Here is a 24487-nt window from a genome sequence, read left to right as displayed (position 1 = left end):
TAGGCGCTGCTAATTTCTTCTGAAACCACTTTCGGTTTTTCGGAAACTGTTCCGTTCGGGCGTCTGATCATCGCCGCGGCAGGCCCTCAGATTTTTCAAGGAAGAAAAGGACGAAGCATCATGCGTAGAAAAACCACGCGCCACACGTTGGCGGCCGTCAGTATCATCTCCCTGGCGCTCGTTGTAACAGGCTGTTCGGGTGGGGCACCGGGGACGGGTGCGGAGTCGTCGGCGGCTCCCAAGGCGTTCACGGTCTGGGACCCGTATCCCCAGCACACGGAAGGCTCGGACTGGGCCAAGCGCATCAGCTCCTGCGGGGACAAGGCCGGCGTCAAGATCGAACGCACTGCCTATGACACCCAAGCCCTGACCAACCAGGCGCTGCTGGCGGCGCAGGAGGGCACCGCCGCGGACGTCATTCTCCTCGACAACCCGGCCGTCTCCACCTTGGCCGATACCGGCGCCCTGATCGACATGGAAAGCGTTGGCCTGGATACCTCGGCCATTGAACCAAACCTGCTTGCCGCTGGAGTGGTGGACGGCAAGACCTACGGGATTCCGCTCGGCGCCAACACCCTGGCCCTCTACTACAATGCCGATGTCCTGGCCAAGGCAGGAGTGGATCCTGCCGGCATCAAGGACTGGGCAAGCTTCCAGACGGCTCTGACGAAGGTCAAGAACGCGGGAAGCAAGGCCCTCACGTTCTCGGCCATCGGGACTGAAGAAGGCTCTTTCCAGTTCCTTCCGTTTTTTTGGGGATCAGGCGCTGACCTGAAGCATCTTGATTCCCCTGCTGCCGTTGAAGCCCTGGAGCTCTGGACGAACTGGGTCAAGACCGGCATCGCCCCCAACTCCGTCATCAGCAACTCACAGAACACCACCTGGGAAGAGTTCCTCACCGGCGACTTCGGCTTCGCGGTTAACGGCACCTGGCAGGTGAACGCCGCCGCAAAAGCGCCGTTCAAGACCGGATACATTCCGATTCCCGCGAAAAACGGGGGCGTGGCGCCGGCACCCACCGGTGGCGAATTCCTGCTGATGCCAGTCCAAAAGGACGAAAGCCGCTACGACACGTCAAAGAAGATCATCGAGTGCATGAGCACCACTGAAGGCCAGGTGAAAACCGCCAACACCTTTGCCTACTACATTCCCGCGACGAGTGACGGCCAGGGCCTCCTGCTGAAGGACCACCCTGAACTCAAGGTTTGGGTGGACGCCGTCAACAAGGCAAAGGGCCGCACCAGCGACAACCTCGGCACCGATTACCCCATCATTTCCGAGCAGCTGTGGACGGCCGTCCAGAACTCGCTCAGCGGCGCAGCCTCCCCGGCCGACGCCCTCAAAGCAGCTCAGAGGACAGCGTCCGAGAAAACGTCCAAGTGAGCTGAAGCCGGTCCCTGAACGGAAGATATGCCATGACAACCACCCCCGCCCCGGTACGAACTCGTGCCGGGGACCGGGCGGCCCCTGCCGCCCAGCCACGCCAATCCCGACGACGCCCCAACGATAATTCCCAATGGGTCGCATGGGCGTTCGTCACGCCCCTGGTCCTCTACCTGCTCATCTTCTACGCGTTCCCGCTGTACCGCAACATAGAGCTCAGCCTGCACGACTACACTCCGCGGGCCTTTGTGCGGGGAAATGCCCAGTTCGTCGGTTTCCAGAACTACGTTGAAATCTTTGGTTCGTCGTCGTTCGCAAAAGCGGCAACCAACACGGCACTTTTCACCATCGGTTCCATTGCCTTCCAGTACGCGGCAGGCCTGGCCCTCGCGGTGTTCTTCCGTGCGAACTTCAAACTGTCCGCGGTGCTGCGCGGGCTGTTCCTGATCCCTTGGCTCTTGCCGATGATTGTCTCGGCATCAGCCTGGGCCTGGATGTTCAACAGCGACAACGGCATCATCAACGCAGCCCTTCGAGTGGTGGGCCTGGACCCGGTGAACTGGCTGACCTCCCCCGACGTCGCCCTGACCTCCGTGATCATCGCCAACATCTGGCTCGGAATTCCCTTCAATCTGGTGATCCTGTACTCGGGCCTGCAGAACATTCCGGCTGACTATTATGAGGCGGCATCCCTGGACGGCGCCAATGCCTGGCAACAGTTCTGGCGGCTTACCTTCCCCCTTCTTAAGCCGGTTTCGGCGATCACGCTGCTGCTGGGGCTGATCTACACGCTCAAGGTTGTCGATCTCATTTGGATCATGACGGCGGGCGGTCCGGGAGATACGTCCACAACGTTCGCCACCTGGTCATACCGGGAGGCATTCGGTGCCGGGAATCCAGATTTCAGCCCCGCCGCCGCCGTCGGAAACCTGCTCATTGTCGTGGCGCTGGTCTTCGGGCTGATCTATCTCCAGATGCAAAGGAAGCTCGAGAAACAATGACCGGAACAAGATCACTATGGAAGACCCTCATGGCGCTCGTCCTGACCGCCATCATGCTCTTCCCTGTCTATTGGATCGTTAACGTTTCACTGACAAAAACCAGCAACCTGCGCCGTTCCCCGCCGAGCCTTCTGCCCCTTGATCCCACCCTGGAAGGCTATGTCGCTGCGTTTTCGCAGCAACTTCCGCAATTGGGCACCAGCCTCCTGGTGGGCTTGGGAACAGTGCTGCTCACTCTCGCCGTCGCGGCCCCCGCCAGCTATGCAATGGCTACGCTGAACCTGAAAGGGCGGCAAGGACTCAGCTTTATCCTGCTCGTGGCCCAAATGATTCCGGCCGTTGTCATGGCCATGGGCTTCTACGCCATCTACCTCAAGCTCGGAATGCTGAATTCGTTGTGGGGCCTGGTTGTTGCGGATTCAACGATTGCCGTGCCATTTGCCGTTCTCCTGCTTCAGGCCTTCATGTCCGGGATTCCTACGGAGCTCCTGCAGGCTGCACGGCTTGACGGCTCGGGGGCGTGGCGCACGTTCGTCTCGATCATCCTTCCGCTCAGCCGGAACTCGCTGCTGACCGTTTCGCTGTTCGCGTTCCTGTGGTCCTGGTCGGACTTCATTTTCGCGTCCACCCTGAACCGGAGCGGGGATCTGATTCCCATCACCCTCGGCATCTACAAGTTCATCGGCAACAACACGACGCAGTGGAACGCCATCATGGCCACGGCCGTCATCGCGTCAATTCCGGCTGCCATCCTGCTGGTCGTGGCCCAGCGCTATGTTGCGGCCGGGGTAACCGCCGGCGCCGTCAAAGACTGACAAAACCTGATGGGGAAAGGTACCCCCATACCCCTGACTACTTTCAACTCAAGCACTGAAGCGGAGACAAACTCGTGTCAACGACCAAACTCGACCTCACCGGGGGTCCTGTCCACCCGGCTGTGTCGGCCCTTCGTCCCCTCGGCCCTGAAGAGATCTCTATCACCGGTGGCTTCTGGGGCGATTGGCAGGAACTCAACGCCCGGGTCATCCTGTCGCATTGCGAGCAGTGGATGGAGCGGATCGGCTGGACGTCCAACTTTGACAGGGCAGCCGACGGCACCATCAGCGGCGCAAATGCGGGCATCGAATTCGTGGACTCGGAGGTTTACAAGCTTCTTGAGGCGATGGCCTGGGAGCTTGGCCGGAAGCATGAAGACAGCCTGGACGCACGATACCGGAGCCTGGTTGCCCGGGTAGTCTCCGCCCAGGAGCCGGACGGTTACCTGCATACGAGCTTCGGCCGGCCAGGCCAGCGTGCCCGCTACTCCGATCTGGAATGGGGACACGAGCTCTACTGCTTCGGCCATCTCCTCCAGGCCGCCGTGGCCCGGCTCAGGTCCGGTCAAGACGACGGCCTGGTGGCCGCCGGGCGGCTCCTGGCCGACCACCTGTGGCGGGAGTTCGGCCCGGATGGCCGCAACGCCGTCTGCGGGCACCCGGAAATAGAGGTTGCGCTGGCGGAATTCGGGCGCGCCACCGGAGAGCCGCGTTACCTTGAGCTTGCGCGGCTGTTCATCGAACGGCGGGGTACCGGGACCCTCAAACCCATCGAGTGGGGCCAGGAGTATTTCCAGGACGATGTACCCGTTCGCGACGCGCATGTCCTGCGCGGGCACGCCGTACGGGCCTTGTACCTTGCCTCGGGAGCCCTCGACGTGGCGACGGATCAGGGCGACGAAGAACTTGCCCGCGCCGTCGAACTGCAGTGGGAAAACACGGTGGCCCGCAGGACCTACATCACCGGCGGTATGGGTTCCCACCATCAGGACGAAGCGTTCGGCGCGGACTACGAACTGCCTGCGGACCGGGCGTACTCCGAAACCTGCGCAGGCATCGCCTCGGTTATGCTGAGCTGGCGGCTGCTGCTGCGCACCGGGGATCCGAAATATGCGGACCTCATGGAACGCACCCTCCTGAACAACATCCTGGCTTCCCCCCGGCAGGACGGACGGGGGTTCTTCTACACCAACACCCTTCACCAGCGCGTCGAGGGCAACGTGCCCAACCAGGACGAAATCAGCGCCAGAGCACTCGCGACCCTCCGTGCACCCTGGTTTGAGGTGTCATGCTGCCCCACAAACGTTGCGCGGACACTGGCCAGTGTCCAGCTGTACTTTGCAACGGCCACCGACGACGCCCTGCAAATCCACCAGTACGGCGATGCCGACATCCGCACGCAGCTTCCGTCCGCCGGGCAGCTGTCCGTCACCATGCGTACCGCTTATCCGGATGAGGGGCGCATCGATGTGGTGATTGTGGATGCTCCTGCCGTTCCCGCCGGCATCTCGCTGCGGGTGCCTGCCTGGGCCAAGGAGGCGGCCACCCTCCACGTCAATGGCGAAGAACACGACCCCTCCCAGGAGGTGCGCCGCCGCTTTGAGCCAGGGGACACGCTCACGCTCAGCCTTCCGATGCGGCCCCGCGTCATTCACCCCCACCCACACATGGACGCAGTGCGGGGGACCGTTGCCCTTGAGCGCGGACCGCTGGTGCTCTGCCTGGAATCGGTGGACCTTCCCGCAGGTACCGTCAATGACGTTTCCTTCGACCCGGCGGTGGCCGTGGCGGACGTCATCAACGGCGCCCGGATCGGAGTTGAGCCTGCGGCTGCGGGGCACCCTGCCTGGCCCTACGCGGAGCACGTCGAGGCTGAGCGGCACGGGCCGTGGACCGTCAACCTTGTTCCCTACCATTCCTGGGGTAACAGGGGCCCGTCCACCATGAGGGTCTGGATCCCGGTGAAGGCACAGTCATCAGGGGAACAGCCTTCCTAGGATTCTTTCCGGCGCCCCGATCCGAAAGGAGCAAGCGCCCGGCAAGGCGCATCCCAGTCCCGCCATCCCCTCGCCATCAAAACTCCTCTAGGAATTGCGGAACGGGCCCGGACAGCGTCGCTGTCCGGGCCCGTTCCCTTTTCGTCAGTCCTGCCGCAGGAGTTCCACCGACAAGAGGTCCCTGGTAGCGGCTCCGGGCAGCGCATGGACCGAGAATGTCAGCCTCTCCGTGCCCTCCGCGGCCTGAACGCCGAAGTCCTGAACTTCTGCGTCCCCGTCGCGAACGGTCCTCACCGGTTCGCCCAACGGCTCACCGTTGAGCCGGAGCTCGTGTGCCCTGTCCTCGGCGCCCCCCGTCGCGCGGAAACGGACGCGCAGCACGGCGGGGGAGTCTCCCGGGCCGGCGAGGTTGTAGGAGAACCAGCCGGTGGCGTTGCGCCAGTGCACGCCGTCGCTGCCGCCTGCCCGGGTGGATTCGCCAGCAAAGTGGTGATCGGACTCGGGCTGCTGTTCGCCGGCGATGACGCGGTCGATGACATCCCCGGCCGAGGCCTCCAGCTCATCCAGGCGCCGGAGCGCTGCGGTGCGTTCGGCGTCGGAGGCCCCCGTCGGCCAGTAGACGCTGTAGCGCTCGCCGTGGATGCCCGCGAACGGCTCCAGGCCGATGCTCACCCGGTCGCCGTTGAGTGCGGCCGTCAGTTCGGCGGTGAGTGTTTTCCTGTCAAGGAGTACGACGGCGTCCGCCGGGTTGGGTGCTGTCACCACCGGAGTCTGGGCCAGGGGGAGCTTGGGGCCCCGACGCCACATGGCCCATGCGTTCGTCGGCGGCCTCGAACGCGGGGACGTCCTCAGCGCCGCCTCGGGAGGCCAGGACTACCGGGCCGTAGCTGAAGGAAACCCAGGGCGAGCCATCCGGCAGTGCTTCGGCGGTGACCTCGGCCGTGAGGCGGACAGTCACCGCGGTGGTTCCTTCCCAGACCCTGCGAATGGCGATTTCCGGGCCCCCGTCCGAAGGCGAGGCGGCCGCGACAGGCTGCCCGTCGACGTCGGCCTCCATGTCCACTGCCCAGCCGGGGCGGCGGAGCCTGAGCGCGAATTCCGTGGGTGCTGCCGTGGTGATGTGGAGGGTGGCTGTATCGGAGCGGGGGAAGTCCGTCTCCAGCCTGACCCGCACGCCGCGCCCGGCCCAGTCCAGTTCCGAGGGCACGTAGAGGTTCACCAGGAGGTCGTCGGGCGTGTGGCTGTAGATGAGTTCGCCGTACCGGGCGTGGTTTTCCAGGCCGGAGCCCACGCAGCACCACATGGACTCCTGGGCTTTCGAGTAGACACGGTAGTGCCCGGGCCGCATGGGGGTGAAGTAGACAAAGCCGCCCATCTCCGGGTGCTGGGAGGAGAGGATGTGGTTGTAGGTGGCCCGCTCATAGAAATCGATCGAGGCGGGATCTCCGGTCCGTTCGAAGCGGAGTTTTGCCAGCTTGAGCATGTTGTAGGTGTTGCAGGTTTCCGGTCCCTGCTCGTCCGTGACCATCGGCGTGAAGTCGCGGGAGGGGTGGAAGTGTTCCCGCACGCTGTTGCCGCCGATAGACACACTCCTGCTGCCGGTGACGGTGTCCCAGAAGAAGTCGGCGGCACGGGCCAGCTGTTCGTCGCCGGTCGCGGCGGCAAGCCTGGCATAGCCGACCACTTTGGGGATCTGGGTGTTGGCGTGCAGGCCGTCCAGTTCATCCCGGCCGCCGGCCAGCGGATCCAGGATGGCGCGGTGGGAGAAGCGGCGGGCCTCGCGGAGGTACTCGTCCTTGCCGGTCATTTCGTGCAGCGCGGCAAACGTGTCGTTCAGGCCGCCGAACTCGCTGTGCAGGATCTCCTCGAAGGTTTCGTCGCCCAGGCCGGCGGAGATTCCCAGCCACCAGTCGGCGAGGGCGGTCAGCATGGGCAGGGCCCGCCCGACGCCGGCGTAGGTGTAAGCATCAAGCAGGCCTGCGAAGGTTTTGTGCAGGTTGTACAGGGGAACCCAGCGCCCGTTGAGTGTGAACAGGTCAGCGTCCACGTGCCCTGCCGCCAGCTCCTCGCCGAGTTTCAGGCCGCCAGGCACCCCTCCCAGATATCCGCTGCCCGCGGCCGACTGGCATTGAGACAGGATGTCCATGGCCTGGTCCAGCCGTTCACGAACCAGCGGCTCGCCGGTGGCCGCGAAGAGCTGCGAACAGGCCGAGAGGTAGTGCCCGCCGATGTGGCCGTCCAGGCCTTCGGCTTCCCATCCACCGTAGCTGGCTGCGGCCGGCGGAAGTCCTGCTTCCCTCCGGAAAGGTGCGAACAAGCGGTCGGGATCGAGGCTGAGCAGATACCGCATATCCACCTCCTGCGCCTTCTTGAACTGGCTGTCCAGCAGCCGGACGCTGGACAGCGGAAAAGAGGACGTGCGGTGGCTCATGGAGGTCCTTCGAGGAGGCGCGCTGGAGTGGGAGCGGTTCCAGATTACCTAACAAAGCCGGCCACTTTCGGGTATGTCCCCAACCGTTCGAATGTGAAGTGGCAGGGCTTCAGCGCCGCTTCCGTCTTGACTGCTGCTCCTCCTATCGCTCGGTGCTGGCACGCGCTAACGATCTCTGCGATTTTCCCGCCGCGGCAACCAAAACGGACGATAGGCCCCCGACATTGGAGGATGCTGTGAGTGCCTCACGCCCACTGGCTACTGGCTTGATGGTTTCTCCGCCCTGCCCAGCGAGTTCTGTGCGAAGTTTTGTGCTGCGCCTTGTGACAGGCGAGCTTATGCGACCGTCGACCCTTCGTCGTTGTGGTAATCGACGGCGACGACTGCAGGCGGGGGTCCCTGCAGCATCTCCGGTGTCAGTCCATGGAACTCCATGATTTGGTCCCGGAACCAAATGTCGTAGGGATCATCTGACTGCGCGACAACCTGGTATGCCTTGGCTATATCCTTGGCCTCTTGAAAGATGCAGGCGAAGTCCCCTTGCGGGGTTTGCATCAGTGATACAACTTCCCGAACCACTCCCATGCGCTTTCGGGAGCGGTCGTAGTCCTCCCCTTTGGCACTCTCGGCGAATACCCTCCAAGCGTCCAGCTTGCCGGGGAGAATCGGGGCGGACCAAACGATGCACTCCATGACAGTTTCCTTCCGTGCCGTAGGTAAGGCCGATCTTATTTCTTCCGGGGGGCACCGTAAATGGCGGAATTCAACGGTCCCTGCGCTGCGCGCGCCGACGGATGACGTATTCGGCCAGCGCCAGATTGATCACCCACGCCGCACCCATGAGCAGGGCCCGGGTCAGGGCGTCTGGCGGCCCGAGAACGAGCTGCGCAGGAAGGAGGGTCACCACCTGGCTTCCCGCGCCCATGCCGATTGCGTAGGCGCGGGTCATCCACGCGCCGTGCATGATGAAGTCCCGGCGGACGATCGCCCTCAAGCCCAGGACAATGCTGACCACCATCGCTGACCCAAAAATCAGCCGGAGGACAAGGAGAACGAAGCCGTCGGAGGGCGGGAGGACGTAGAACAGTGCCATCCACAGTCCGGAGAGGGCCGCGAGCAGGCCGGCGGGTATCAGGATACGTCCGGCGATGCGGTGCCAGCCCCGCCTGCCTCGAAGTGAGGGAACGAACTGGAACGCCCCGAGCAGGCTGTAGACGGTGACGCTGACGATATGGACAACGACGGGGACAGGTGAGGCGAAAAACCGCGCGTTCCCGGCTGTGACGGCGGTGCCGCTACCCATCACTGTCAGCCGGGCCGCCCCGGCGATCACCGGGACCAGGCTGAGCAGGATCAGTCCGGCCGGCACGGGCCACTGCGGCCGGGAGCGCCGCCTCACCGGCTGGATGGCTGCGATGTTTAGCGGTGGCATGGATGGTCCTCCACTTAGTGGGTGTACGGTGTACACCTCGTTCAGGCCAACGGTAGGTGTACGTAGTACACTTGTCAAGAGTCGAGGGTACGGAGGGTGTCCAGCATGACCCAGCAGCCGGTAACCGCGCGGCGCACCCCCCTGAACAGGGACCGGGTTCTGGCTGCCGCCGTCGTCCTCGCTGATGAAGCCGGCATTGAGTCCCTCAGCATGCGCAGGCTCGCACAGGAACTCGCCGTCGTGCCTATGGCGATCTACAAGCACGTCGCCAACAAGGAGGAACTTCTCGACGGCATGGTGGATGTCATCGTCGGCGAGATCGGCCCGGCCCTCCATAACCCCGACTGGAAGGATGCGGTCCGCACGAGGGTTCTTTCGGCGCGGCAGGCATTGCTGCGGCACCCCTGGGCCCGTCAGGCGATAGAATCGCGCACCGGCAGGACGGCGGCAGTCCTTGAGTACATGGACGACTTTATCGGGATGTTCCTGGTCGGCGGCTTCAGTGTGGATCTCACGCACCATGCTATGCATGCACTCGGCAGCCGGATGTGGGGGTTCACCCAGGAACTCTTCGACAACGAAGCCGGCCACAAGTCGACGGCCGACGTGCCGCCGGAGGTGCAGGCTGCCATGGTCCAGGACATGTCCCAGCGGTACCCGAACATCCTGCAGGTCGCCATGGCGGCAAGGCACGACGACGGCTCCGTGGTGGGGCAGGGCTGCGACGACCAGTTTGAGTTCGAGTTTGCCCTCGATCTGCTCCTCGACGGTTTTGAACGGCTTCACGGACAGGACTGGACGTCGGAGCGCGCCATGCGGGACCGCGGGTAGTGCGGCCTGCGGACGCCGGCATCCTGGTGACCGGGCAAAACGTTCGCAACTGGTAATCTCCGTCCGTTGCTCCGGGGGATCACCACGGGGACGATGAACTATGAGCCGAGACACTAAGACTGTACGGCGGCGGCGCCTCACGGCTTTCGCGGCGGCCGCCGCCGTGGCCGCACTCGTCATCGGACTGGTGGTGTTCAAGCCCCGGCTTCTTTTCCTGGACGTCCGCGTCGACGAACAGCTCCCGGCCGTAGCCACGGCCGGGCCGACAGGACCTGAACCGGCGCCCTCGTCGCCCGGGGCCTCATCGCCGGATACTCCCGCCCCGGCGGTGCCTTCCGGACCTGTCGAACTCGCGGCCGGCTCGTTGATCAGCCATGAGCACACCACTACCGGGACAGTTCGGATCATCAGGCAGCCCGACGGCTCCCGGGTCCTCACCCTGGAGAACCTCGACACCTCAAACGGTCCTGATGTGCACGTGTGGTTGAGCGCTGCCGACGTGGTGGAAGGAACAGCGGGGTGGTTCACGGCCGGATCTGCGCAGCGGTATGACCTCGGCCTGATCAAGGGCAACCAGGGAAACCAGGTCTACGCCGTGCCCGGGGACGCTGACCTGTCAAAGTACAAGTCCGTTGACCTGTGGTGCGTCCAGTTCAGCGTCTCATTCGGAGCGGCCCAACTGGTTTCTAGATAGCGACGGACCCGGAGAGCGGTGGCATACTGGGGCGTGCACCACTTCGTCATCAGGGGGACGTCGGAAATGGCTCTTGACACAGCAACCCTCAGGGCTTCCTTCGGCCTGATGGCTTTTGTGCTGGGGCTGCTTTTCTACTTTTCGGCGTACCGCACAACGCGGTCCCCGTACAGCGGCTGGTGGTGCATCGCACTGCTTTTCTTCCTGTTCGGGTCAGCGGCCTTTCTCCTCAACGGCACCGGCCATCAATGGTGGGCGAACCCGCTGGGAAACGTCCTGCTGGTCCACGGGGGAGTTGCTGTCTGGGCGGGCGCCCGTTCCCTGCGGACAAAGATGCTGAAGCGGTGGGCTTTTACTGTTTTTCCGCTGGTCACGCTGCTCGCGTCGGTCGTAGACAATCCGGGCACCAATACCTGGGCGGGCGGACCGGTTTTCCTCGCAGCGATGAGCATGACGATAGGCCTGGCGTCGCGCGAGCTCTGGCGGCTGGAACCCGGCTATTCGCGGGTCAGGATTCCGATGGCCGCCGCGGCAGGGGGCGTGTCTGTCTTCTACTTCGGCCGCCTGGTGGGCTTCCTCCTGGACGGTCCTGATGGCCCCGTCTTTGACACTTTCTTTGGCTCAGCAGTAACCACACTGGTCACCATGGTGATGCTGGTGGTGGTGTCCTTCAGCATGGCCGCGCTCAGCACCGAACAGCAGACCCGCGCCCTGAAGATGGTGGCAACCCGCGACGACCTTACCGGGCTGCTCAACCGCAAGGCGTTCCTGGATCTCGCGGCGGAGCAGCTCGCTGATCCTGCCGCGGCCCGGGCCTCGGGAGCACTCATCATGGCGGACCTGGACCACTTCAAGACCGTCAACGATACGTACGGGCATGCGGCCGGAGACAGGGCATTGCAGGCTTTCGCCGTTGCCTGCACGGACACCGTCCGTTCAACAGACCTTGCAGGGAGGTACGGCGGCGAAGAGTTTGTCCTCCTCCTCCCCGGCGCCTCCGCGGACAGGGCAGAGCACATCGCCGATGAGGTCAGCCGCCGGCTGGCCAGGGCCTCCATGGCGGATGGAGTGCAGATGCCCACGGTCAGTTACGGCGTTGCCACCTACGACGCCGGCACTGCAGGGATGGACGCGCTCATCGCCTCCGCCGATGCAGCCCTGTATACGGCAAAGTCACTGGGTCGGAACCGCACCGCCCGCAGCGACAGGATCGGCTAGGACTGTCAGGGGTACCAGCTCCGGGCGTGGTGCGGTACTGCCGATCGCGACGCCGGACCCGGTCCGGGCGGATTCGAGTATTGATTCCATGACGTCCAGCACATGGAAGGCCAGCTTCCCGCCAGCGCGCGGCTCCGCTCCGGCCGGCGTTGCGGCGAGGTCAGCGATGCCGAACCCGCGGCCCGCCTCCACATAACCGGCTGAAACAGGGAGGGTCTCCCACTTGCCGGCTCCCAGGCCGAAGAACTCAACGTCGCCGTCAAAGAGGTTGGGGTCAGGGACCACCAGGGAACCGGATTCCCCGTGAATTTCAATATTGGGCGACTTGGTGCGCACGGCGTCGAAGCTCATGACCAGCGTGGAGATGGCCCCTCCGGCGTGGACCAGGATTCCGCTGACATGCGTATCAACGTTCACGGGGATCACTTCGCCGGCGCGCGGACCCGACCCGATGGTGCGCCGGGTACGGGTGTGGCTTGCGGCGCCCGTGACGGATACCACCGGCCCCAGCAGTGTGACCAGGGCGCTGACGTAGTAGGGCCCCATGTCCAGGAGCGGTCCGCCGCCGGGCTGGTAGTAGAAGTCCGGGTTGGGGTGCCAAAGTTCGTGCCCGGGGGTCACCATGGTGGCCGTAGCGGCAACAGGGGTTCCGATCAGGCCGTCGTCGATCGCCTTCCTGGCTGTCTGCACACCGGTGCCAAGCACCGTGTCCGGGGCACAGCCGACGACGACGCCCGCGGCCTGCGCTGCCTCCAGCACAGTACGCGCTTCGGCGCTGGTTGCCGCGAGCGGCTTTTCGCCGTAGACGCTTTTGCCTGACGCGATTGCCTTCAGGGCCACATCGGCGTGCGCTGCGGGGATGGTCAGGTTCAGGACGAGGTCCACATCGTCGGCAGCGAGGAGCTCCTCCACGGTGACCGCCCTGACGCCGTCGTACTGGTCTGCTACCGCCTGCGCCCGCAAGGGATCCAAGTCGGCCACAGCCACCAGTTGGACGGTCTTGAGCGTCCGGAAACTGGCCAGGTACTGGGCAATAATCGCCCCGCAGCCTACTATCCCTATGTTCAGCGGCTTGCCCACAGCAGGCCCCTTTCAATGATGGTGCGGACGTTGGTGTCCTGCAGGATTTCCACCCGGTGGCCGGGGGTGCAGACGAAGATGCGGCCCTGGCCCCAGTGCCGCGTCCAGATGGCTGGAGAGGTGACCTCGCGGTGCCAGGGGTCCCACTCGCGCACCTTCTGGGTGGTGGTGGCCAGCACGTCAATATAGTCGTCGGCGAGCACCCAGTACTGTTCGGTGACCAGGTCAAAGTCGCTGATGCCGCGCGTGATCGGGTGGTCGGCCGCGGCGGGAAGCACGTTCACCGTGTAAGGCACGTAGTTGTCCGCCTGCTCTCCGCTGCGTTCGTCAAGGTGCTTGCCAGGGTGGCACGCGAACTGGCCTCCGATCAGGTGGAGGTAGTCGGAAGTGTTGCGGTAGGAATCGGCAATGCCGCCGTGCCAGCCCGCCAGCCCGGTGCCGTTTTCGACGGCGGCCCGCAGTCCTTCGAATTCTTCCGGTTCGATAGTGGACATCGTCATGCACTGCATGATCAGGTCCACGCCGGCCATGTACCCGGAATCGGCATAGATTTTTGGGGATTCCTCGACCCGCACGTCGTAGCCGTTCCCTTTGAGGAACGGGATGAAGAGTTCCGTGGCTTCGACAGGCTGGTGCCCGTCCCACCCGCCACGGACCACCAGGGCGGTCTTGTTGCCGGTCATGAATTTCCTCTAGTTGGATTCTTATACGTTCAATTGGGTTGCATGCGTTCAGACGTCGTGCCAGCGGCTGGCAGCTGCGGCGCTCGCCTCGACGGCCCCGAGCACGCGCTGGACCTGCAGGGCATCGGCGAAGGACGGCTCGGGCTGGCGCTGTTCCGCGATGGCGTTCACCAGGTCCACCACCTGGTGGGTGAAGCCGTGTTCGTAGCCGAGGCCGTGGCCGGTTGGCCACCAGTTGCCCACGTAGGGGTGCTCAGGTTCGGTGACCATGATCCGCCGGAAGCCCGCGTCCGGACTCTCGGCGGCGTCATAGACGGAGAGCACGTTCATGTCTTCGAAGTCGAAGGCCAGCGAGCCCCGGGTGCCATTCACCTCCAGCCGCATGGCGTTCTTGCGGCCCAGCGCGTAGCGGGTGGCTTCGAATACGCCGATGGCACCGGCAGATGCAGCACCGGCGGAAGCGCCGCCGTCGAACCTGGCACTGAAGATTGCAGCGTCATCCACGGTGACGGCACCGCGCGGGGCGTCGCCGGCGACGTCCCCGTGGCCCCCCAGGCCGACGAGGTCGCCGGCAAGGGGCCGCTCAGGGACGAAGGTCTGAAGGAGTGCGGAGACGCCTGTGATTTTCTGGCCGGTGACCCATTGGGCGGCGTCGATGCTGTGCGCCCCGATGTCACCGAGGGAACCGGATCCGGACTTTGACTTGTCCAGCCGCCAGGTCATGGGGGCGTTTTCGTCGCTGAGCCAGTCCTGCAGGTACTGGGCGCGGACGTGCCGGATGTTACCCAGGCGGCCCTGCTCCACCATCCGTTTGGCCAGGGCCAAGGCGGGTGTGCGGCGGTAAGTGAAGCCGCACATGGCGAATACACCCTTCTTCGCTGCCTCTCCGGCAGCCTCCGTCATACGCTCCGCCTCTGCCACGGAATTGGCCAGGGGCTTCTCGCAGAGCACGTGCTTGCCGGCCTCGAGGGCCGCGATGGCAATTTCCGCGTGGGTGTCGCCGGGGGTACAGATGTCGATCAGGTCAATGTCGTCCCGTTCAATCAGCCGCCGCCAGTCCGTTTCAGTGGATGACCAGCCCAGTTTGGAGGCCGCAGCCTGGACACCGCTGGCGTTGCGGCCGGCCACTGCTATCAGCTGCGGTTCCAGGGGAAGGTCAAAGAACCGCGGCGCCGTGCGCCATGCGTGGGAGTGAGCCGCGCCCATGAAGGCGTAGCCGATCATGCCGATGCGCAGAGGCTGTGGGGTGGTCAATGCTTGTCCTTATGAGCAGAGGCTGTTCGCGAAATATTTCGGGAAGCAGGAATGTTAGTGGGATAAAATTTAGTCCCGCTAGTCCGACAGGTCAAGGTTTTATTGATTTAGACTGGAACGAAATATTTCGAGAAACAAGGGAGTGTTCAGATGGCGCTGGAACGACAGTCCAGGCTCACGCTTGCCGGCGTCGCCCGAGAGGCCGGCGTTTCCGCCCCTACCGTTTCCAAGGTCATTAATGGCCGACATGACGTTTCCGGTGAAACCCGCGCCAAGGTGCTCGCGGTGCTGGCCCGCACAGGCTACAAGTCGCCGCTCCAGCAGCGCCGGACCCTTGCCGACAAGCCCGCGGTGGAGGTGGTCCTTGATTCGCTGATCTCCGCTTACAACATCGCCGTGCTGAACGGCATCATGGAATGTGCGGTCGAATCGGGTGTTGAGGTCCTGCTCCACGTCACCGGAATTGAGGCTGCCTCGCCGCTGAATCCGGATCAGCGGGCCCAGCGGATCGTGGACGAAGGCCGCTGCGGCATGATCGTGGTGACATCGGCGTTTGGCGACGCTCCGCTTGGGGCCTTCCGCCGGAGGGGCATCCCGGTAGTGGTCATCGATCCGCTCAATCCGCCGTCGGAAGATGTGGTGAGCATTGGGTCAACGGACTGGGCAGGCGGTAAGGACGCCACGACCCATCTCCTGGAGCTGGGACACCGGAGGATCGCCTATCTGGGTGGCCCCGATAATGTTGAGTGCAACCAGGCGAGGCTGCACGGCTACCTCGCCGCGCTCCGCTCGCACGATGTCCCCGTGCAGGATGACTACATCATCGCCGGGACGTTCGCGGCGGACCACGGTGCCCGGGGCCTGGATGCGTTGTTGCGCCTTGAACGGCCACCGACCGCGATTTTTGCCGGAAACGACACGATCGCCCTGGGCGTGCTGGCCGAGGCACGGCGGCGGAATATCCAGGTCCCGGAGCAGCTGAGCGTGGTGGGATTTGACGGGACCAGCAAGGCGGAGGAGTCAGTGCCCGCACTGACCTCGGTGGCTCAGCCGTTCCAGGAGATAGGACGGGCGGCCCTTCGGACCGTGCTGCGCCAGCTGCGCGGCGAGGTTCCCGATTCCAGGAGGGTGGAGCTTGCCACCCACCTGGTGGTCAGGGAATCGACGGCCGCACCCCGCTAGGAACTCCCGCTAGGTATTGGAGGCCTGCTGCCTCAGTTCGGCCTTCCGGATCTTTCCGCTGGCTGTTCGTGGCATGTCGCTGACGAAAACCACGGACTTCGGGATTTTGTACCGGGCCAGCCGCCCGTTGAGGTGTTCCTGAAGCTGCGGTTCCGTCAGTTGTGCACCGTCGCGCAGCAGGATGACGGCCCGCGGTACCTCTCCCCACTTGTCGTCGGGAATGCCGATGACAGCGACGCTTCCCACTTCCTCAAGCTCGCTGATGGCCTGCTCGACCTCAGCGGGATAGATGTTTTCTCCGCCGGAGATGATCATGTCCTTGAGCCGGTCGGAAATGAAGACAAATCCGTCTTTGTCCTTGTAGCCCATGTCGCCTGACTTGAACCAGCCGCCGTCAGTGTAGGCGGCCGCTGAGGCTTCAGGCCTGTTCCAGTACTGGCCGATGACGTTCGGACCCTTGATCTGGATCTCGCCGACAGCGCCCGGCGCCGCCGGTGAGTCATCGAAGTCGGCGATGCGCACGTCGGTGAAAAAGTGCGGCAGACCGGAAGATCCCGCCTTTTCGCGCGACCGGGCCGCCGGAAGCGTGGTGGCCCCCGGCGCTGTCTCGGTCATGCCGTAGCCGTTCGAAAAGTGCAGGCCACGCCGTTCGTACGCCTCCAGCACACGCAGCGGAACAGCCGAGCCTCCGCAGGTCAGCTTGTTCAGGGAACTGAGGTCCGTGGCCTCCCAGGCGGGGTGCTCGCAGAGCATCTGGTAGGTGGTGGGGACCCCGCTGATGATGGTTGCCTTGTGTTTTTCAATCAGGTCCAGGGTTCGCCGGGGATCGAACTTGGGTTCCAGGACCACCGTTCCGCCCTTCAGGAGCGTGGGCAGCACACCCATGTCCAGTGAGGCCACGTGGAACATCGGTGAGATCATGAGCGCCACATCAGTCGAGGCGAAATCGAAGTCCACAATTACGTTCAGGCAATTCCACACGATGTTCCCGTGGGTCAGCAGCGCTCCCTTGGGCCGCCCGGTGGTGCCCGATGTGTACAGGATCATGGCGCCGTCGGCCAGCGCCACGTCCCCGTCGATGAACTGGTCCGAACCTGCCGAGACTGCCGTCTCGAAGTCCTCCACCGCCGTCGTCCCCTGCTCAGGCGCCGGTTCCCCCGCGGGAGAACCTGAATCGCCGACGACGATGCGCCGGGCCACGGGTGTGCCTGCGGCGCCGAGCTCAGCCAGCCCCGCCAGGCTCCGGGCATGAACCAGGGTCAGCGCGCCGCAGTCCTGGAGCTGGAACTGGATTTCCGGTGGTGCCAGGCGGGTGTTGAGGGGAACGAAGATTGCCCCCAGGAGACCGCAGGCGAAGAGCGTCTCCAGGAAGGAGGGGTGGTTCTCGCCCAGGTAGGCCACCCTGTCTCCCTTGGCCACTCCACGGTCCCGCAGGGCGTTCGCCAGGCGGACGCTCCGGTCCGCGAACTCCTCGTAGCTCAGTTCGCGGTCCCCGCTGATTAGCGCGGTCTTGTTGCCGGACTTGGGGCGGCGGCGCTGCAGCCATGAGCCGATGCCAAAGTTTTCCACGGCGGTTCCTTTCTAATTTGAGGTTAGTCCGTTCGGGCGGACCGGGCACGAACAGTCAGGACTTCATTGTCAGGAGATCGTTGTTCTTCGGCTCGCGGGTCAGGACGATGAAGACGATGGACACCACGGACATGACCGCCAGGTAGGTCACCACTGACGCCGTGTCCTGGCCGGAGTCCTTATAGATCTGGGCGACGATGCCCGGGGTGAAGCCCGCGCCGAGGAGGGTTGCCAGCTGGTAACCCAGGGAAGCGCCGGTGTAGCGGGATGTGGTGCCGAACTGTTCCGATACGAAGGCGGCCAGCGGCCCGAAGAGGGTGGAGTGGATCATCAGGCCGACCGCGAAGGCCACGAAGACCAGCATGATGTTGTTCGAAGAGAGCAGCGCGAACATGGGCACGAGATAGATGATGAACAGCACCAGGCCGCCGATCATGACGGGACGCCGGCCCAGCTTGTCCGAGAGGCGGCCGCCCAGGATGACGAACACGACGGACACGAGGGATGCAGCGGCAAAGGCGTACAACACGCCCTGGCGGTCGGCGCCCCTGGAGACGGCGTAGGTTACAGAGAACGTTGCCATCACCACCTGCAGTGCGAAACCAGCGGCGCCGGCGAGCATGGTGAAGACCAGTGTCCTGGGCCGCCGCAGCACCTGCAGCAACGGAATGTCGCGCCGGCCGGTCTGTCCCTGCTCGCGGGCCTCCCGGTCCGCCGTTGCCCGCTCGGCTTTCTCCTGCTCGAGGGCGGCCTGGAAGATGGGGCTTTCGGAGACCTTCAGCCGCACGAACATGCCCACGGCAAGCAGGACGAAGGAGAGCAGGAACGGGACCCGCCAGCCCCAGGTCAGGAACTGGCCGTTCGGCAGGGCCGAGAACGCGCCCATGATGAGCGTGCCCAGGACGGCGCCGGTGGGTGCGCCGGCGTTCACGAAGGAGGCAGCAAAGCCGCGCTTGCCGGACTCCGAGTGCTCCAGCGCCATCAGCGCGGCGCCGCCCCACTCGCCGCCCACGGCAATGCCCTGGAAAACCCGGAGGATCACCAGGAGCACGGCGCCCCACGGGCCTGCCACCGAGGCGTCCGGGACCACGCCGATCAGGGTGGAGGCGATGCCCATGACCAGCATGGAGATGATGAGCATGCTCTTGCGGCCCACCTTGTCGCCGAAGTGGCCGAAGATGATCCCGCCGAGCGGCCGGGCCACATAGCCGGCGGCGAAGGTGCCATACGCGGCCACCACACCCACCCAGTCGTCCATGCCGCTGAAGAAGACCTTAGGGAAGACCACAGCAGCGGCGGTGGCGTAGAGCAGGAAGTCGTAGTACTCGATGGTGCTGCCCAGGTAGCTGGAGGCGATGACCGTGCGCGCTTCCTTGCGCCGCTCGGCAGTGCCCATGGCGTGAAGCTGAGTGAGTCCTGACATGGTTGTTCCTTTGAACAGGGGAGTGAGGTGAGGGTTTATTTGTAGAAGCGGGCGAGGAATTCCGCCACGACGGCGGGGCGTTCCTGGCCTTCGATCTCGATGGTGTTCGCGACCTTGATCTGGGCCCCGCCCTTGACCTCGATGACTTCGGCGATGGTGGCATGCATGCGGATCCGCGAATCCACCTTGACCGGGGAAGTGAAGCGGACTTTGTCCAGGCCGTAGTTGACCTTGGTGGTGACTCCTTCGACGTCGAACAGCTCGCCCCAGAACGGGATGATGAGCGAGAGGGTGAGGAAGCCATGGGCGATCGGCGCCCCGAACGGGCCGTCCTTGGCGCGTTCGGGATCGACGTGGATCCATTGGTCATCGCCCGTGGCGTCAGCGAATTTGTTGATCTGTTCCTGGCTGATTTCACGGTATTCGGTGACACCGAGGTCCGTGCCGGCGAGGGTGAGCAGTTTGTCGAAGTCGACGACGAGGTTGGGCATGTGTGCCTCCTGTGGAGATGGGTGGGTAGGGAACGTCCGACGGCGGTGCCGGACAATGGTGTAACTCTCGGGTAGGTGGGGGTTCAGTCGGCCGCGTTCAGGGGGCGAACGCGCTGACGCCGGTCAAGGCACGGCCGATGATGAGGGCGTTGATGTCGTGGGTGCCTTCATAGGAGTAGACGGCCTCGGCGTCGGCGTGGAACCTGGCGACGTCCGTCTCGAGGGTGATGCCGTTGCCGCCGACCAGCTCGCGGGCCAGGGCCACTGTTTCGCGCATGAGCAGGCAGGTCTGCATCTTGGCAAGGGCCGAATCCTGGTCCCGGTAGATGCCCTTGGCCTGCTGTTCCGTCAGCCGGACCACCAGGGACAGCGATGCGGTGACGTTGCCGAGCATTCTGGCGAGCTTTTCCTGGATCAGCTGGAAGGAGCCCAGCGGACGGCCGAACTGGTGCCGCCCGGTGACGTAGCTCAGGGCGGCCTCGAAGGCTCCGGCCTGGATGCCGGTGGCGATCCACGCGACGTCAGAGCGCATGGCCCTGAGCATCGCCGCGACGTCCCTGAAGGAGTTCACGTTGTGCAGCCGCATGGACTCCGGCACCCGGACGCTGCTGAGCGTGATGTGGGCGTTCTGCATCATCCGGAGCGACGTTTTGCCGCGGATTTTCTCCAGCGCCACACCGTCCGCCTCGCGGTCAACGAGGAAGCCCTTCACCTGGCCGTCTGCCACGTCACGCGCGAACACTGCCAGCACATCCGCCGTCGCGGCCCCGCCGATCCAGCGCTTGGCGCCGTCGAGCACCCAGATATCACCGTCCCGCGTTTTTTCCCTGCGGGCGGTGGTGGAAAGCCCGCCGGCAATGTCGGAGCCGGATTCAGGCTCGGTCAGGGAGAACACGCCCTTCAGCGAGAAGTCGATAACCTGGGGCATCCACTTTTCCTGCTGCTCGGCGGAAGCACCCACCCGGATGGCTGTGCGGAACAGTCCGGCCTGAGCGGTGTACCAGGTGGCAAGGGAGGCGTCGGTGCGGGCGAGTTCGAAGATCCGGAAGCCCTGATAGATCCCCCTGGCGGGCGTGGAACGCGGGCGCAGGGCGCCACCTTCTGCGGGTTCCATCAGGTCCAGGTCGATCAGCGGCTGCTCCAGGTGCGTGGGAAACTCGCCCCGCTCCCAATAATCGGCCAGCACCGGCCGCGCCTCCCGGTCCAGGAAGCTCCGCAGCCGCCCCAGCACCCGGCGCTCATCACCGGTGAGGAGGGACTCGGCGTCGTAATAGTCGCAGACACCGTAGAGCCGGGTCTTTTCGGGAAGAGGCGTCTGCTCAGCCGTCGCGGAGCCCATCTTAGCTACCCAGGCCGAGCAGCCGCACGGCATTGCCCTTGAGGATCTTCGGGCGGACTTCGTCCTTGAGCGGAAGGTCCGCGAAGGCGCCAAGCCATTTCTGCGGGGTGATGAGGGGGAAGTCGGTGCCGAACAGGACCTTGTCCTGAAGATAGGAGTTGGCGGCCTTCACGAGGGATTCCGGGAAGTACTTGGGGGACCAGCCGGAGAGATCGATGAATACGTTCGCCTTGTGCGATGCGATGGAGTTGGCCTCGTCCTGCCACGGCACCGAGGGATGGGCCATGATGATCTGCAACTCAGGGAAGTCAGCGGCGACGGCGTCCAGGAGCAGCGGGTTCGAGTAGGCCAGTTTGATCCCGTAGCCGCCCGGCAGGCCGGCGCCCATGCCGTTCTGGCCGGTGTGGAAGATCGCGGGCAGTCCCAGTTCCTGCAGCGTTTCCCAGAGTGGGTAGAACTGTTCGCTGGAGGGGTCGAAGCCCTGCAGGGACGGATGGAATTTGAAGCCGCGGGCACCCAGGTCGATGGCCTGGTGCTTGGCGCCCTGGATGGCCTCGGCGCCGGTGCGCGGATCGACGCTGCCGAACGGGATCAGGACGTCGTTGTTCCGGGCGGCCCCGGCGATCAGCTCCGGGATGCTGTTCGGTTCGTGCTTGAGCTGGGTGCGGGCGTCCACGGTGAAGACGACGGCGGCCATGTTCAGTCCGCGGTACACCTCGGCGATCCGGTCCAGGGACGGCGTGCGGTCCTCGGCCTTGAAGTACTTGGCCGAGGCCTCGGTCAGGGCATGCGGGAGGGATTCGTGGCCGTGGCCGTCCACTTCGAGGTGGACGTGCATATCGATGGCATCGAGTTTCGCGGCGTCGATGCCCAGTTCGTACCGGGTGGCGGCCATCTCAGCGGGCCGGTGTTGCAGCAGGCTGGGCCGGCTCGGGCTGGAGGTCCTCGGGCAGCGGCAGGAATTCCTCGCCGTAGCCCTGCAAGGTGCCCGCGCTGAAGAGGGACGCTGCGTTTTCGGAGAGGGCCTGGTAGCTCCAGCCGCCCTCGCGGTATTCCGTAGTCGCAGCTTCCGGGTGGGTCCAGACCTGCAGCCGGTCACCACCGGCGCCGATGGCCTGGCCGGTAATGTTCGCGGCGTCGTCGGAGGCGAGGAAGGCAACCAGTCCGGAGACGTCGTCGGCCGTTCCGAAACCGAGTTCGTGGCGGAAGAAGGAAGGCATGGCCTCCCCGCGCTCGTCTGCTTCCACCGCTTTCTGGAAATACGGGAGGGTCTTGGTCATGGCAGTCGCGGCCACCGGGATGACGGCGTTGACAGTGACGGCCGCTTTCTTCATTTCCAGCGCCCAGGTGCGCACCATGCCGACGATCCCGGCCTTGGCCGCGGCGTAGTTGGTCTGGCCGAAGTTGCCGCGCTGGCCGGTGGGGGAGCCGATGGTGATGATGCGGCCGGCGATGCCATTCTCCTTGAAGTAGGCAAAAGCTTCCCGGACGCAGGTGAAGGTGCCGCGCAGGTGGACGTTGATGACCAGGTCGAAGTCCTCGTCGGTCATCTTCAGCAGGCTCTTGTCCCGCAGGATTCCCGCGTTGGTGACCAGGATGTCCAGCCGGCCGAAGGCATCAACGGCCGTCGCCACCAGCTGCCTGGCCACCCCGGTGCTGCCCACCGGGGCGACGACGGCGACAGCACGCCCGCCGTCGGACTCGATGGTCTTGACTGCTTCGGAGGCAACGTTGGCATCAACGTCATTGATCACGACGGCGGCGCCGTGGCGGGCAAGTTCCCTCGCGTATGCAAGTCCAAGCCCCCGTCCGCTTCCGGTGACGATTGCTACTTTGCCTGACAGGCTCATCGCTGCTCCCTTGCTAGCTGTCCGTGTGCATCCTGCCTTCCGGCATGGGATGCTGTTCTGTATCCATGAAAATACGGATAGTTGAAAAAGTCAACGGTTTATTTTGACCATTATTGGAGTCTGGCATGACGATCGAGACGCAGGGCGCGGAGCAGGGTGCGGCGGAGGACAAGCTGATCGCCGCGCCGATCACCGATGATGTGGGATTCCTGCTGGCTAAACTGCGCGCCACCGGTTCGGTCCTGAACAACCGGGCGCTGTCGGAGTTCGATCTCAAGGAGCGCTCCTACTCGGTGCTGATTCTGGCCAACAGCGGGCTTGAGCCGACGCAGCGCGAACTCGCGGATTTCCTGAGCCTGGATCCGAGCCAGATTGTTTCCCTGGTCGATGAGCTGGAGAAGCGGGGGCTGGTGGCCAGGGCTCCGGGGAAGCAGGACAGGAGGGCAAAGACGGTGACCGCAACGGCCAAAGGCTCGAGGCTCCTCGTGGTGGCCGGAGAGGCTGCACAGCGGGCTGAGGCGGAGGCGCTCGCAGGCCTCGCGGAGGATGAAATCGCCCAGCTCAAGGCGCTGCTCAGGAAGGCCCTCTGGCCTTAGAGACCGCTGGTGCTGGTAGAGCTGCGAAACTAGACCGGCTGCACCAGCCGGAACATGCCGGCCATATCTCCTGCAGTAAATCCGCGGCTGGCATAGGCTTTCGTCGCGTTTTCGGTACTGAAGAGCCCGACGAACGCGGTCGACGGCGCCGTTTGTGCGACATGCAACAGAAGCTGGTCGATGATCGCTTTACCCACTCCTTGGCCCTGGTACTCAGGAATTACGGCTACGTCCTGAACATAGAAGTACTTCACCCCGTCACCGACAAGGCGACCCATTCCTACGACGCGCTCACCAGCTACTGCAACGACGCCAGACACGGATGCCTCCAAGGACAGGGGAAGGGTGTCCCAGTCGAATGATCCTGACCAGCCGACAGCTTCTGCTATCCGACGATGCTCGCTGCTTGTAGCAACGCACGCTCTCTACGAGCGCGGCGTCCCGAATGCCGAGAGCAGCAACGAGGCGGTGGCATAGCTGCCCGAAATGCCGATACGCACTGCGTCCGGCTTAGTCATTGACAAGCTGGAGAACACCAACGGTCCTGAGCTTGCTCGCAAACCCGACCGCTGCTTCGGAGAGCTCGAGCTCCGCAACCTTTCGCGTGCCGTCCACGTCGCCGTTGAGGACTGTCGGGGCAAAACGGACATGAGTGGAATCTGAAATGCCTACGAAGTTCAGCCAGTCAGCGAAGAAGGTGCTGCTGAAATCAGAACCAAAGGCGACCGGTACACCGGGGGCGTAAACACCGCTGGTATGGATAGCCATGGCCTGCTTTCCCTCCATCAGGCCACGGTAGCCGTTTTCGGGATCGAAGCCGAAGCTCCATCCGGGCTGGGTGATGATGTCGATCCATTGCTTCAGGACATAGGGAACACCGGAATTCCACATGGGGATGTTGAAGACGTATGCATCGGCAGCAGTGAACTGATCGAACACGGCACGGGCTGATTCCCATGCCATGATCTGCTCCGGTGTTTGGTCTTGGCCGGAAAAAACAGCCATCTTGGCATCCGCTGCGATACGGCCGAAAACGGGCAGTGCTCCCTCGTTGAACAGGTCCAGGGTCTCCAGCTCAAAGCTCTCCGACCCGGCGGCTTGGACGGAGTCGATAAAATGCCGGGCCAATTGAAGGGACTCACTGTTGGCGTATCGGGGAGAGGCATTAATGTGAAGGATGGTAGGCATTGGCTTCCTTTCAAAGCGTTACGAACGAGG

24 protein-coding genes are annotated in these 24487 nt (G+C 64.2%); 9 read left to right on the top strand and 15 right to left on the bottom strand.

The window, feature by feature from the left end; translation table 11 throughout:
* The first annotated feature begins 120 nt into the window (after positions 1 to 120).
* The 4 genes from QFZ40_RS19375 (at position 121) to QFZ40_RS19360 (ending at position 5196) form a co-directional block, all read left to right on the top strand.
* On the top strand, positions 121 to 1383 hold the full coding sequence (locus QFZ40_RS19375; protein ID WP_306906405.1) for a sugar ABC transporter substrate-binding protein: 1263 nt from the start codon (positions 121 to 123) through the stop codon (positions 1381 to 1383).
* A gap of 32 nt (positions 1384 to 1415) precedes the next feature.
* Positions 1416 to 2384, top strand: a complete 969-nt coding sequence (locus QFZ40_RS19370) for a carbohydrate ABC transporter permease (protein WP_306906404.1) — start codon at positions 1416 to 1418, stop codon at positions 2382 to 2384.
* Positions 2381 to 3199: a carbohydrate ABC transporter permease gene (locus QFZ40_RS19365; protein WP_306906402.1), complete on the top strand. Its 819-nt coding sequence runs from the start codon at positions 2381 to 2383 to the stop codon at positions 3197 to 3199. Before QFZ40_RS19370 ends, QFZ40_RS19365 begins: the two co-directional genes overlap by 4 nt.
* Positions 3200 to 3273: 74 nt before the next feature.
* Positions 3274 to 5196: a glycoside hydrolase family 127 protein gene (locus tag QFZ40_RS19360; RefSeq protein WP_306906401.1), complete on the top strand. Its 1923-nt coding sequence runs from the start codon at positions 3274 to 3276 to the stop codon at positions 5194 to 5196.
* A 144-nt stretch (positions 5197 to 5340) separates the two neighbouring features.
* Here QFZ40_RS19360 and QFZ40_RS19355 read toward each other — a convergent pair whose 3' ends face one another.
* The 4 genes from QFZ40_RS19355 to QFZ40_RS19340 form a co-directional block, all read right to left on the bottom strand.
* A complete protein-coding gene (locus tag QFZ40_RS19355; RefSeq protein WP_306906398.1) occupies positions 5341 to 5958 on the bottom strand; it encodes a DUF6805 domain-containing protein in 618 nt (205 codons plus the stop codon).
* On the bottom strand, positions 5918 to 7627 hold the full coding sequence (locus QFZ40_RS19350) for a glycoside hydrolase family 127 protein (RefSeq protein WP_306906397.1): 1710 nt from the start codon (positions 7625 to 7627) through the stop codon (positions 5918 to 5920). The genes QFZ40_RS19355 and QFZ40_RS19350 overlap by 41 nt, the downstream gene beginning before the upstream one ends.
* A 336-nt stretch (positions 7628 to 7963) precedes the next feature.
* Positions 7964 to 8320 carry a DUF6176 family protein gene (locus QFZ40_RS19345; RefSeq protein WP_306906395.1) on the bottom strand — a complete coding sequence of 119 codons (357 nt, stop codon included), beginning with the start codon at positions 8318 to 8320 and terminating at the stop codon, positions 7964 to 7966.
* 70 nt (positions 8321 to 8390) lie between these two features.
* Entirely contained in the window at positions 8391 to 9059 is a 669-nt protein-coding gene (locus QFZ40_RS19340) for a DUF2306 domain-containing protein (RefSeq protein WP_306906393.1), read from the bottom strand.
* A 105-nt stretch (positions 9060 to 9164) separates the two neighbouring features.
* Between QFZ40_RS19340 and QFZ40_RS19335 the strand changes: the two genes are divergently transcribed.
* The 3 genes from QFZ40_RS19335 (at position 9165) to QFZ40_RS19325 (ending at position 11802) form a co-directional block, all read left to right on the top strand.
* Positions 9165 to 9890, top strand: a complete 726-nt coding sequence (locus tag QFZ40_RS19335) for a TetR/AcrR family transcriptional regulator C-terminal domain-containing protein (RefSeq protein WP_306906391.1) — start codon at positions 9165 to 9167, stop codon at positions 9888 to 9890.
* Between the two features lie 100 nt (positions 9891 to 9990).
* Positions 9991 to 10584 (top strand): DM13 domain-containing protein, encoded by a 594-nt coding sequence (locus tag QFZ40_RS19330; RefSeq protein WP_306906389.1) that lies wholly within the window; start codon positions 9991 to 9993, stop codon positions 10582 to 10584.
* Positions 10585 to 10650: 66 nt separating this feature from the next.
* On the top strand, positions 10651 to 11802 hold the full coding sequence (locus QFZ40_RS19325; protein WP_306906388.1) for a GGDEF domain-containing protein: 1152 nt from the start codon (positions 10651 to 10653) through the stop codon (positions 11800 to 11802).
* Here QFZ40_RS19325 and QFZ40_RS19320 read toward each other — a convergent pair.
* From QFZ40_RS19320 to QFZ40_RS19310, 3 genes are read right to left on the bottom strand one after another with little or no spacing between them, the layout of a single operon-like run.
* On the bottom strand, positions 11758 to 12882 hold the full coding sequence (locus tag QFZ40_RS19320) for a Gfo/Idh/MocA family protein (RefSeq protein WP_306906387.1): 1125 nt from the start codon (positions 12880 to 12882) through the stop codon (positions 11758 to 11760). The two genes, QFZ40_RS19325 and QFZ40_RS19320, sit on opposite strands and share 45 nt — an antisense overlap.
* A complete protein-coding gene (locus tag QFZ40_RS19315; RefSeq protein ID WP_306906385.1) occupies positions 12867 to 13565 on the bottom strand; it encodes a ThuA domain-containing protein in 699 nt (232 codons plus the stop codon). The genes QFZ40_RS19320 and QFZ40_RS19315 overlap by 16 nt, the downstream gene beginning before the upstream one ends.
* Before the next feature lie 48 nt (positions 13566 to 13613).
* Positions 13614 to 14819 (bottom strand): Gfo/Idh/MocA family protein, encoded by a 1206-nt coding sequence (locus QFZ40_RS19310; RefSeq protein ID WP_306906383.1) that lies wholly within the window; start codon positions 14817 to 14819, stop codon positions 13614 to 13616.
* A gap of 150 nt (positions 14820 to 14969) precedes the next feature.
* Here QFZ40_RS19310 and QFZ40_RS19305 point away from each other — a divergent pair, with 150 nt between their 5' ends.
* Positions 14970 to 16001, top strand: coding sequence for a LacI family DNA-binding transcriptional regulator (locus tag QFZ40_RS19305; RefSeq protein ID WP_306906381.1), 1032 nt, complete (start codon positions 14970 to 14972; stop codon positions 15999 to 16001).
* 9 nt (positions 16002 to 16010) lie between these two features.
* On the opposite strand, the gene QFZ40_RS19300 is transcribed toward QFZ40_RS19305, so the two are convergent.
* The 6 genes from QFZ40_RS19300 to QFZ40_RS19275 form a co-directional block, all read right to left on the bottom strand.
* Positions 16011 to 17570 (bottom strand): acyl-CoA synthetase, encoded by a 1560-nt coding sequence (locus QFZ40_RS19300; protein ID WP_306906379.1) that lies wholly within the window; start codon positions 17568 to 17570, stop codon positions 16011 to 16013.
* A 55-nt stretch (positions 17571 to 17625) separates the two neighbouring features.
* A complete protein-coding gene (locus QFZ40_RS19295; protein ID WP_306906377.1) occupies positions 17626 to 18993 on the bottom strand; it encodes an MFS transporter in 1368 nt (455 codons plus the stop codon).
* Positions 18994 to 19028: 35 nt separating this feature from the next.
* Entirely contained in the window at positions 19029 to 19484 is a 456-nt protein-coding gene (locus QFZ40_RS19290) for a MaoC family dehydratase (RefSeq protein WP_306906375.1), read from the bottom strand.
* Positions 19485 to 19581: 97 nt separating this feature from the next.
* Positions 19582 to 20823, bottom strand: a complete 1242-nt coding sequence (locus QFZ40_RS19285; protein WP_306906374.1) for an acyl-CoA dehydrogenase family protein — start codon at positions 20821 to 20823, stop codon at positions 19582 to 19584.
* Position 20824: 1 nt separating this feature from the next.
* Positions 20825 to 21718: an amidohydrolase family protein gene (locus QFZ40_RS19280; protein WP_306906373.1), complete on the bottom strand. Its 894-nt coding sequence runs from the start codon at positions 21716 to 21718 to the stop codon at positions 20825 to 20827.
* A 1-nt stretch (position 21719) separates the two neighbouring features.
* Entirely contained in the window at positions 21720 to 22673 is a 954-nt protein-coding gene (locus QFZ40_RS19275) for an SDR family NAD(P)-dependent oxidoreductase (RefSeq protein ID WP_306906372.1), read from the bottom strand.
* Positions 22674 to 22798: 125 nt separating this feature from the next.
* Here QFZ40_RS19275 and QFZ40_RS19270 point away from each other — a divergent pair, with 125 nt between their 5' ends.
* Positions 22799 to 23269 (top strand): MarR family winged helix-turn-helix transcriptional regulator, encoded by a 471-nt coding sequence (locus tag QFZ40_RS19270; protein ID WP_306906371.1) that lies wholly within the window; start codon positions 22799 to 22801, stop codon positions 23267 to 23269.
* A gap of 29 nt (positions 23270 to 23298) precedes the next feature.
* On the opposite strand, the gene QFZ40_RS19265 is transcribed toward QFZ40_RS19270, so the two are convergent.
* On the bottom strand, positions 23299 to 23658 hold the full coding sequence (locus QFZ40_RS19265; RefSeq protein ID WP_306907002.1) for a GNAT family N-acetyltransferase: 360 nt from the start codon (positions 23656 to 23658) through the stop codon (positions 23299 to 23301).
* A 121-nt stretch (positions 23659 to 23779) separates the two neighbouring features.
* Entirely contained in the window at positions 23780 to 24457 is a 678-nt protein-coding gene (locus QFZ40_RS19260) for an FMN-dependent NADH-azoreductase (RefSeq protein WP_306906370.1), read from the bottom strand.
* Positions 24458 to 24487 lie beyond the last annotated feature (30 nt).

It is taken from the genome of Arthrobacter pascens, assembly GCF_030816475.1.
Taxonomy (GTDB): domain Bacteria; phylum Actinomycetota; class Actinomycetes; order Actinomycetales; family Micrococcaceae; genus Arthrobacter; species Arthrobacter pascens_B.
Note: the sequence above shows the minus strand (reverse complement) of the source record. Positions and strands in the feature narration are given on the sequence as shown.

What these genes read in the sequence shown, in the direction of transcription:
- QFZ40_RS19375 (WP_306906405.1), top strand. Translation starts at nt 121, where the DNA reads ATGCGTAGAAAAACCACGCGCCACACGTTGGCGGCCGTCAGTATCATC.
- QFZ40_RS19370 (WP_306906404.1), top strand. Translation starts at nt 1,416, where the DNA reads ATGACAACCACCCCCGCCCCGGTACGAACTCGTGCCGGGGACCGGGCG.
- QFZ40_RS19365 (WP_306906402.1), top strand. Translation starts at nt 2,381, where the DNA reads ATGACCGGAACAAGATCACTATGGAAGACCCTCATGGCGCTCGTCCTG.
- QFZ40_RS19350 (WP_306906397.1), bottom strand. Translation starts at nt 7,627, where the DNA reads ATGAGCCACCGCACGTCCTCTTTTCCGCTGTCCAGCGTCCGGCTGCTG.
- QFZ40_RS19345 (WP_306906395.1), bottom strand. Translation starts at nt 8,320, where the DNA reads ATGGAGTGCATCGTTTGGTCCGCCCCGATTCTCCCCGGCAAGCTGGAC.
- QFZ40_RS19340 (WP_306906393.1), bottom strand. Translation starts at nt 9,059, where the DNA reads ATGCCACCGCTAAACATCGCAGCCATCCAGCCGGTGAGGCGGCGCTCC.
- QFZ40_RS19335 (WP_306906391.1), top strand. Translation starts at nt 9,165, where the DNA reads ATGACCCAGCAGCCGGTAACCGCGCGGCGCACCCCCCTGAACAGGGAC.
- QFZ40_RS19330 (WP_306906389.1), top strand. Translation starts at nt 9,991, where the DNA reads ATGAGCCGAGACACTAAGACTGTACGGCGGCGGCGCCTCACGGCTTTC.
- QFZ40_RS19325 (WP_306906388.1), top strand. Translation starts at nt 10,651, where the DNA reads ATGGCTCTTGACACAGCAACCCTCAGGGCTTCCTTCGGCCTGATGGCT.
- QFZ40_RS19315 (WP_306906385.1), bottom strand. Translation starts at nt 13,565, where the DNA reads ATGACCGGCAACAAGACCGCCCTGGTGGTCCGTGGCGGGTGGGACGGG.
- QFZ40_RS19305 (WP_306906381.1), top strand. Translation starts at nt 14,970, where the DNA reads ATGGCGCTGGAACGACAGTCCAGGCTCACGCTTGCCGGCGTCGCCCGA.
- QFZ40_RS19295 (WP_306906377.1), bottom strand. Translation starts at nt 18,993, where the DNA reads ATGTCAGGACTCACTCAGCTTCACGCCATGGGCACTGCCGAGCGGCGC.
- QFZ40_RS19290 (WP_306906375.1), bottom strand. Translation starts at nt 19,484, where the DNA reads ATGCCCAACCTCGTCGTCGACTTCGACAAACTGCTCACCCTCGCCGGC.
- QFZ40_RS19285 (WP_306906374.1), bottom strand. Translation starts at nt 20,823, where the DNA reads ATGGGCTCCGCGACGGCTGAGCAGACGCCTCTTCCCGAAAAGACCCGG.
- QFZ40_RS19280 (WP_306906373.1), bottom strand. Translation starts at nt 21,718, where the DNA reads ATGGCCGCCACCCGGTACGAACTGGGCATCGACGCCGCGAAACTCGAT.
- QFZ40_RS19275 (WP_306906372.1), bottom strand. Translation starts at nt 22,673, where the DNA reads ATGAGCCTGTCAGGCAAAGTAGCAATCGTCACCGGAAGCGGACGGGGG.
- QFZ40_RS19270 (WP_306906371.1), top strand. Translation starts at nt 22,799, where the DNA reads ATGACGATCGAGACGCAGGGCGCGGAGCAGGGTGCGGCGGAGGACAAG.
- QFZ40_RS19260 (WP_306906370.1), bottom strand. Translation starts at nt 24,457, where the DNA reads ATGCCTACCATCCTTCACATTAATGCCTCTCCCCGATACGCCAACAGT.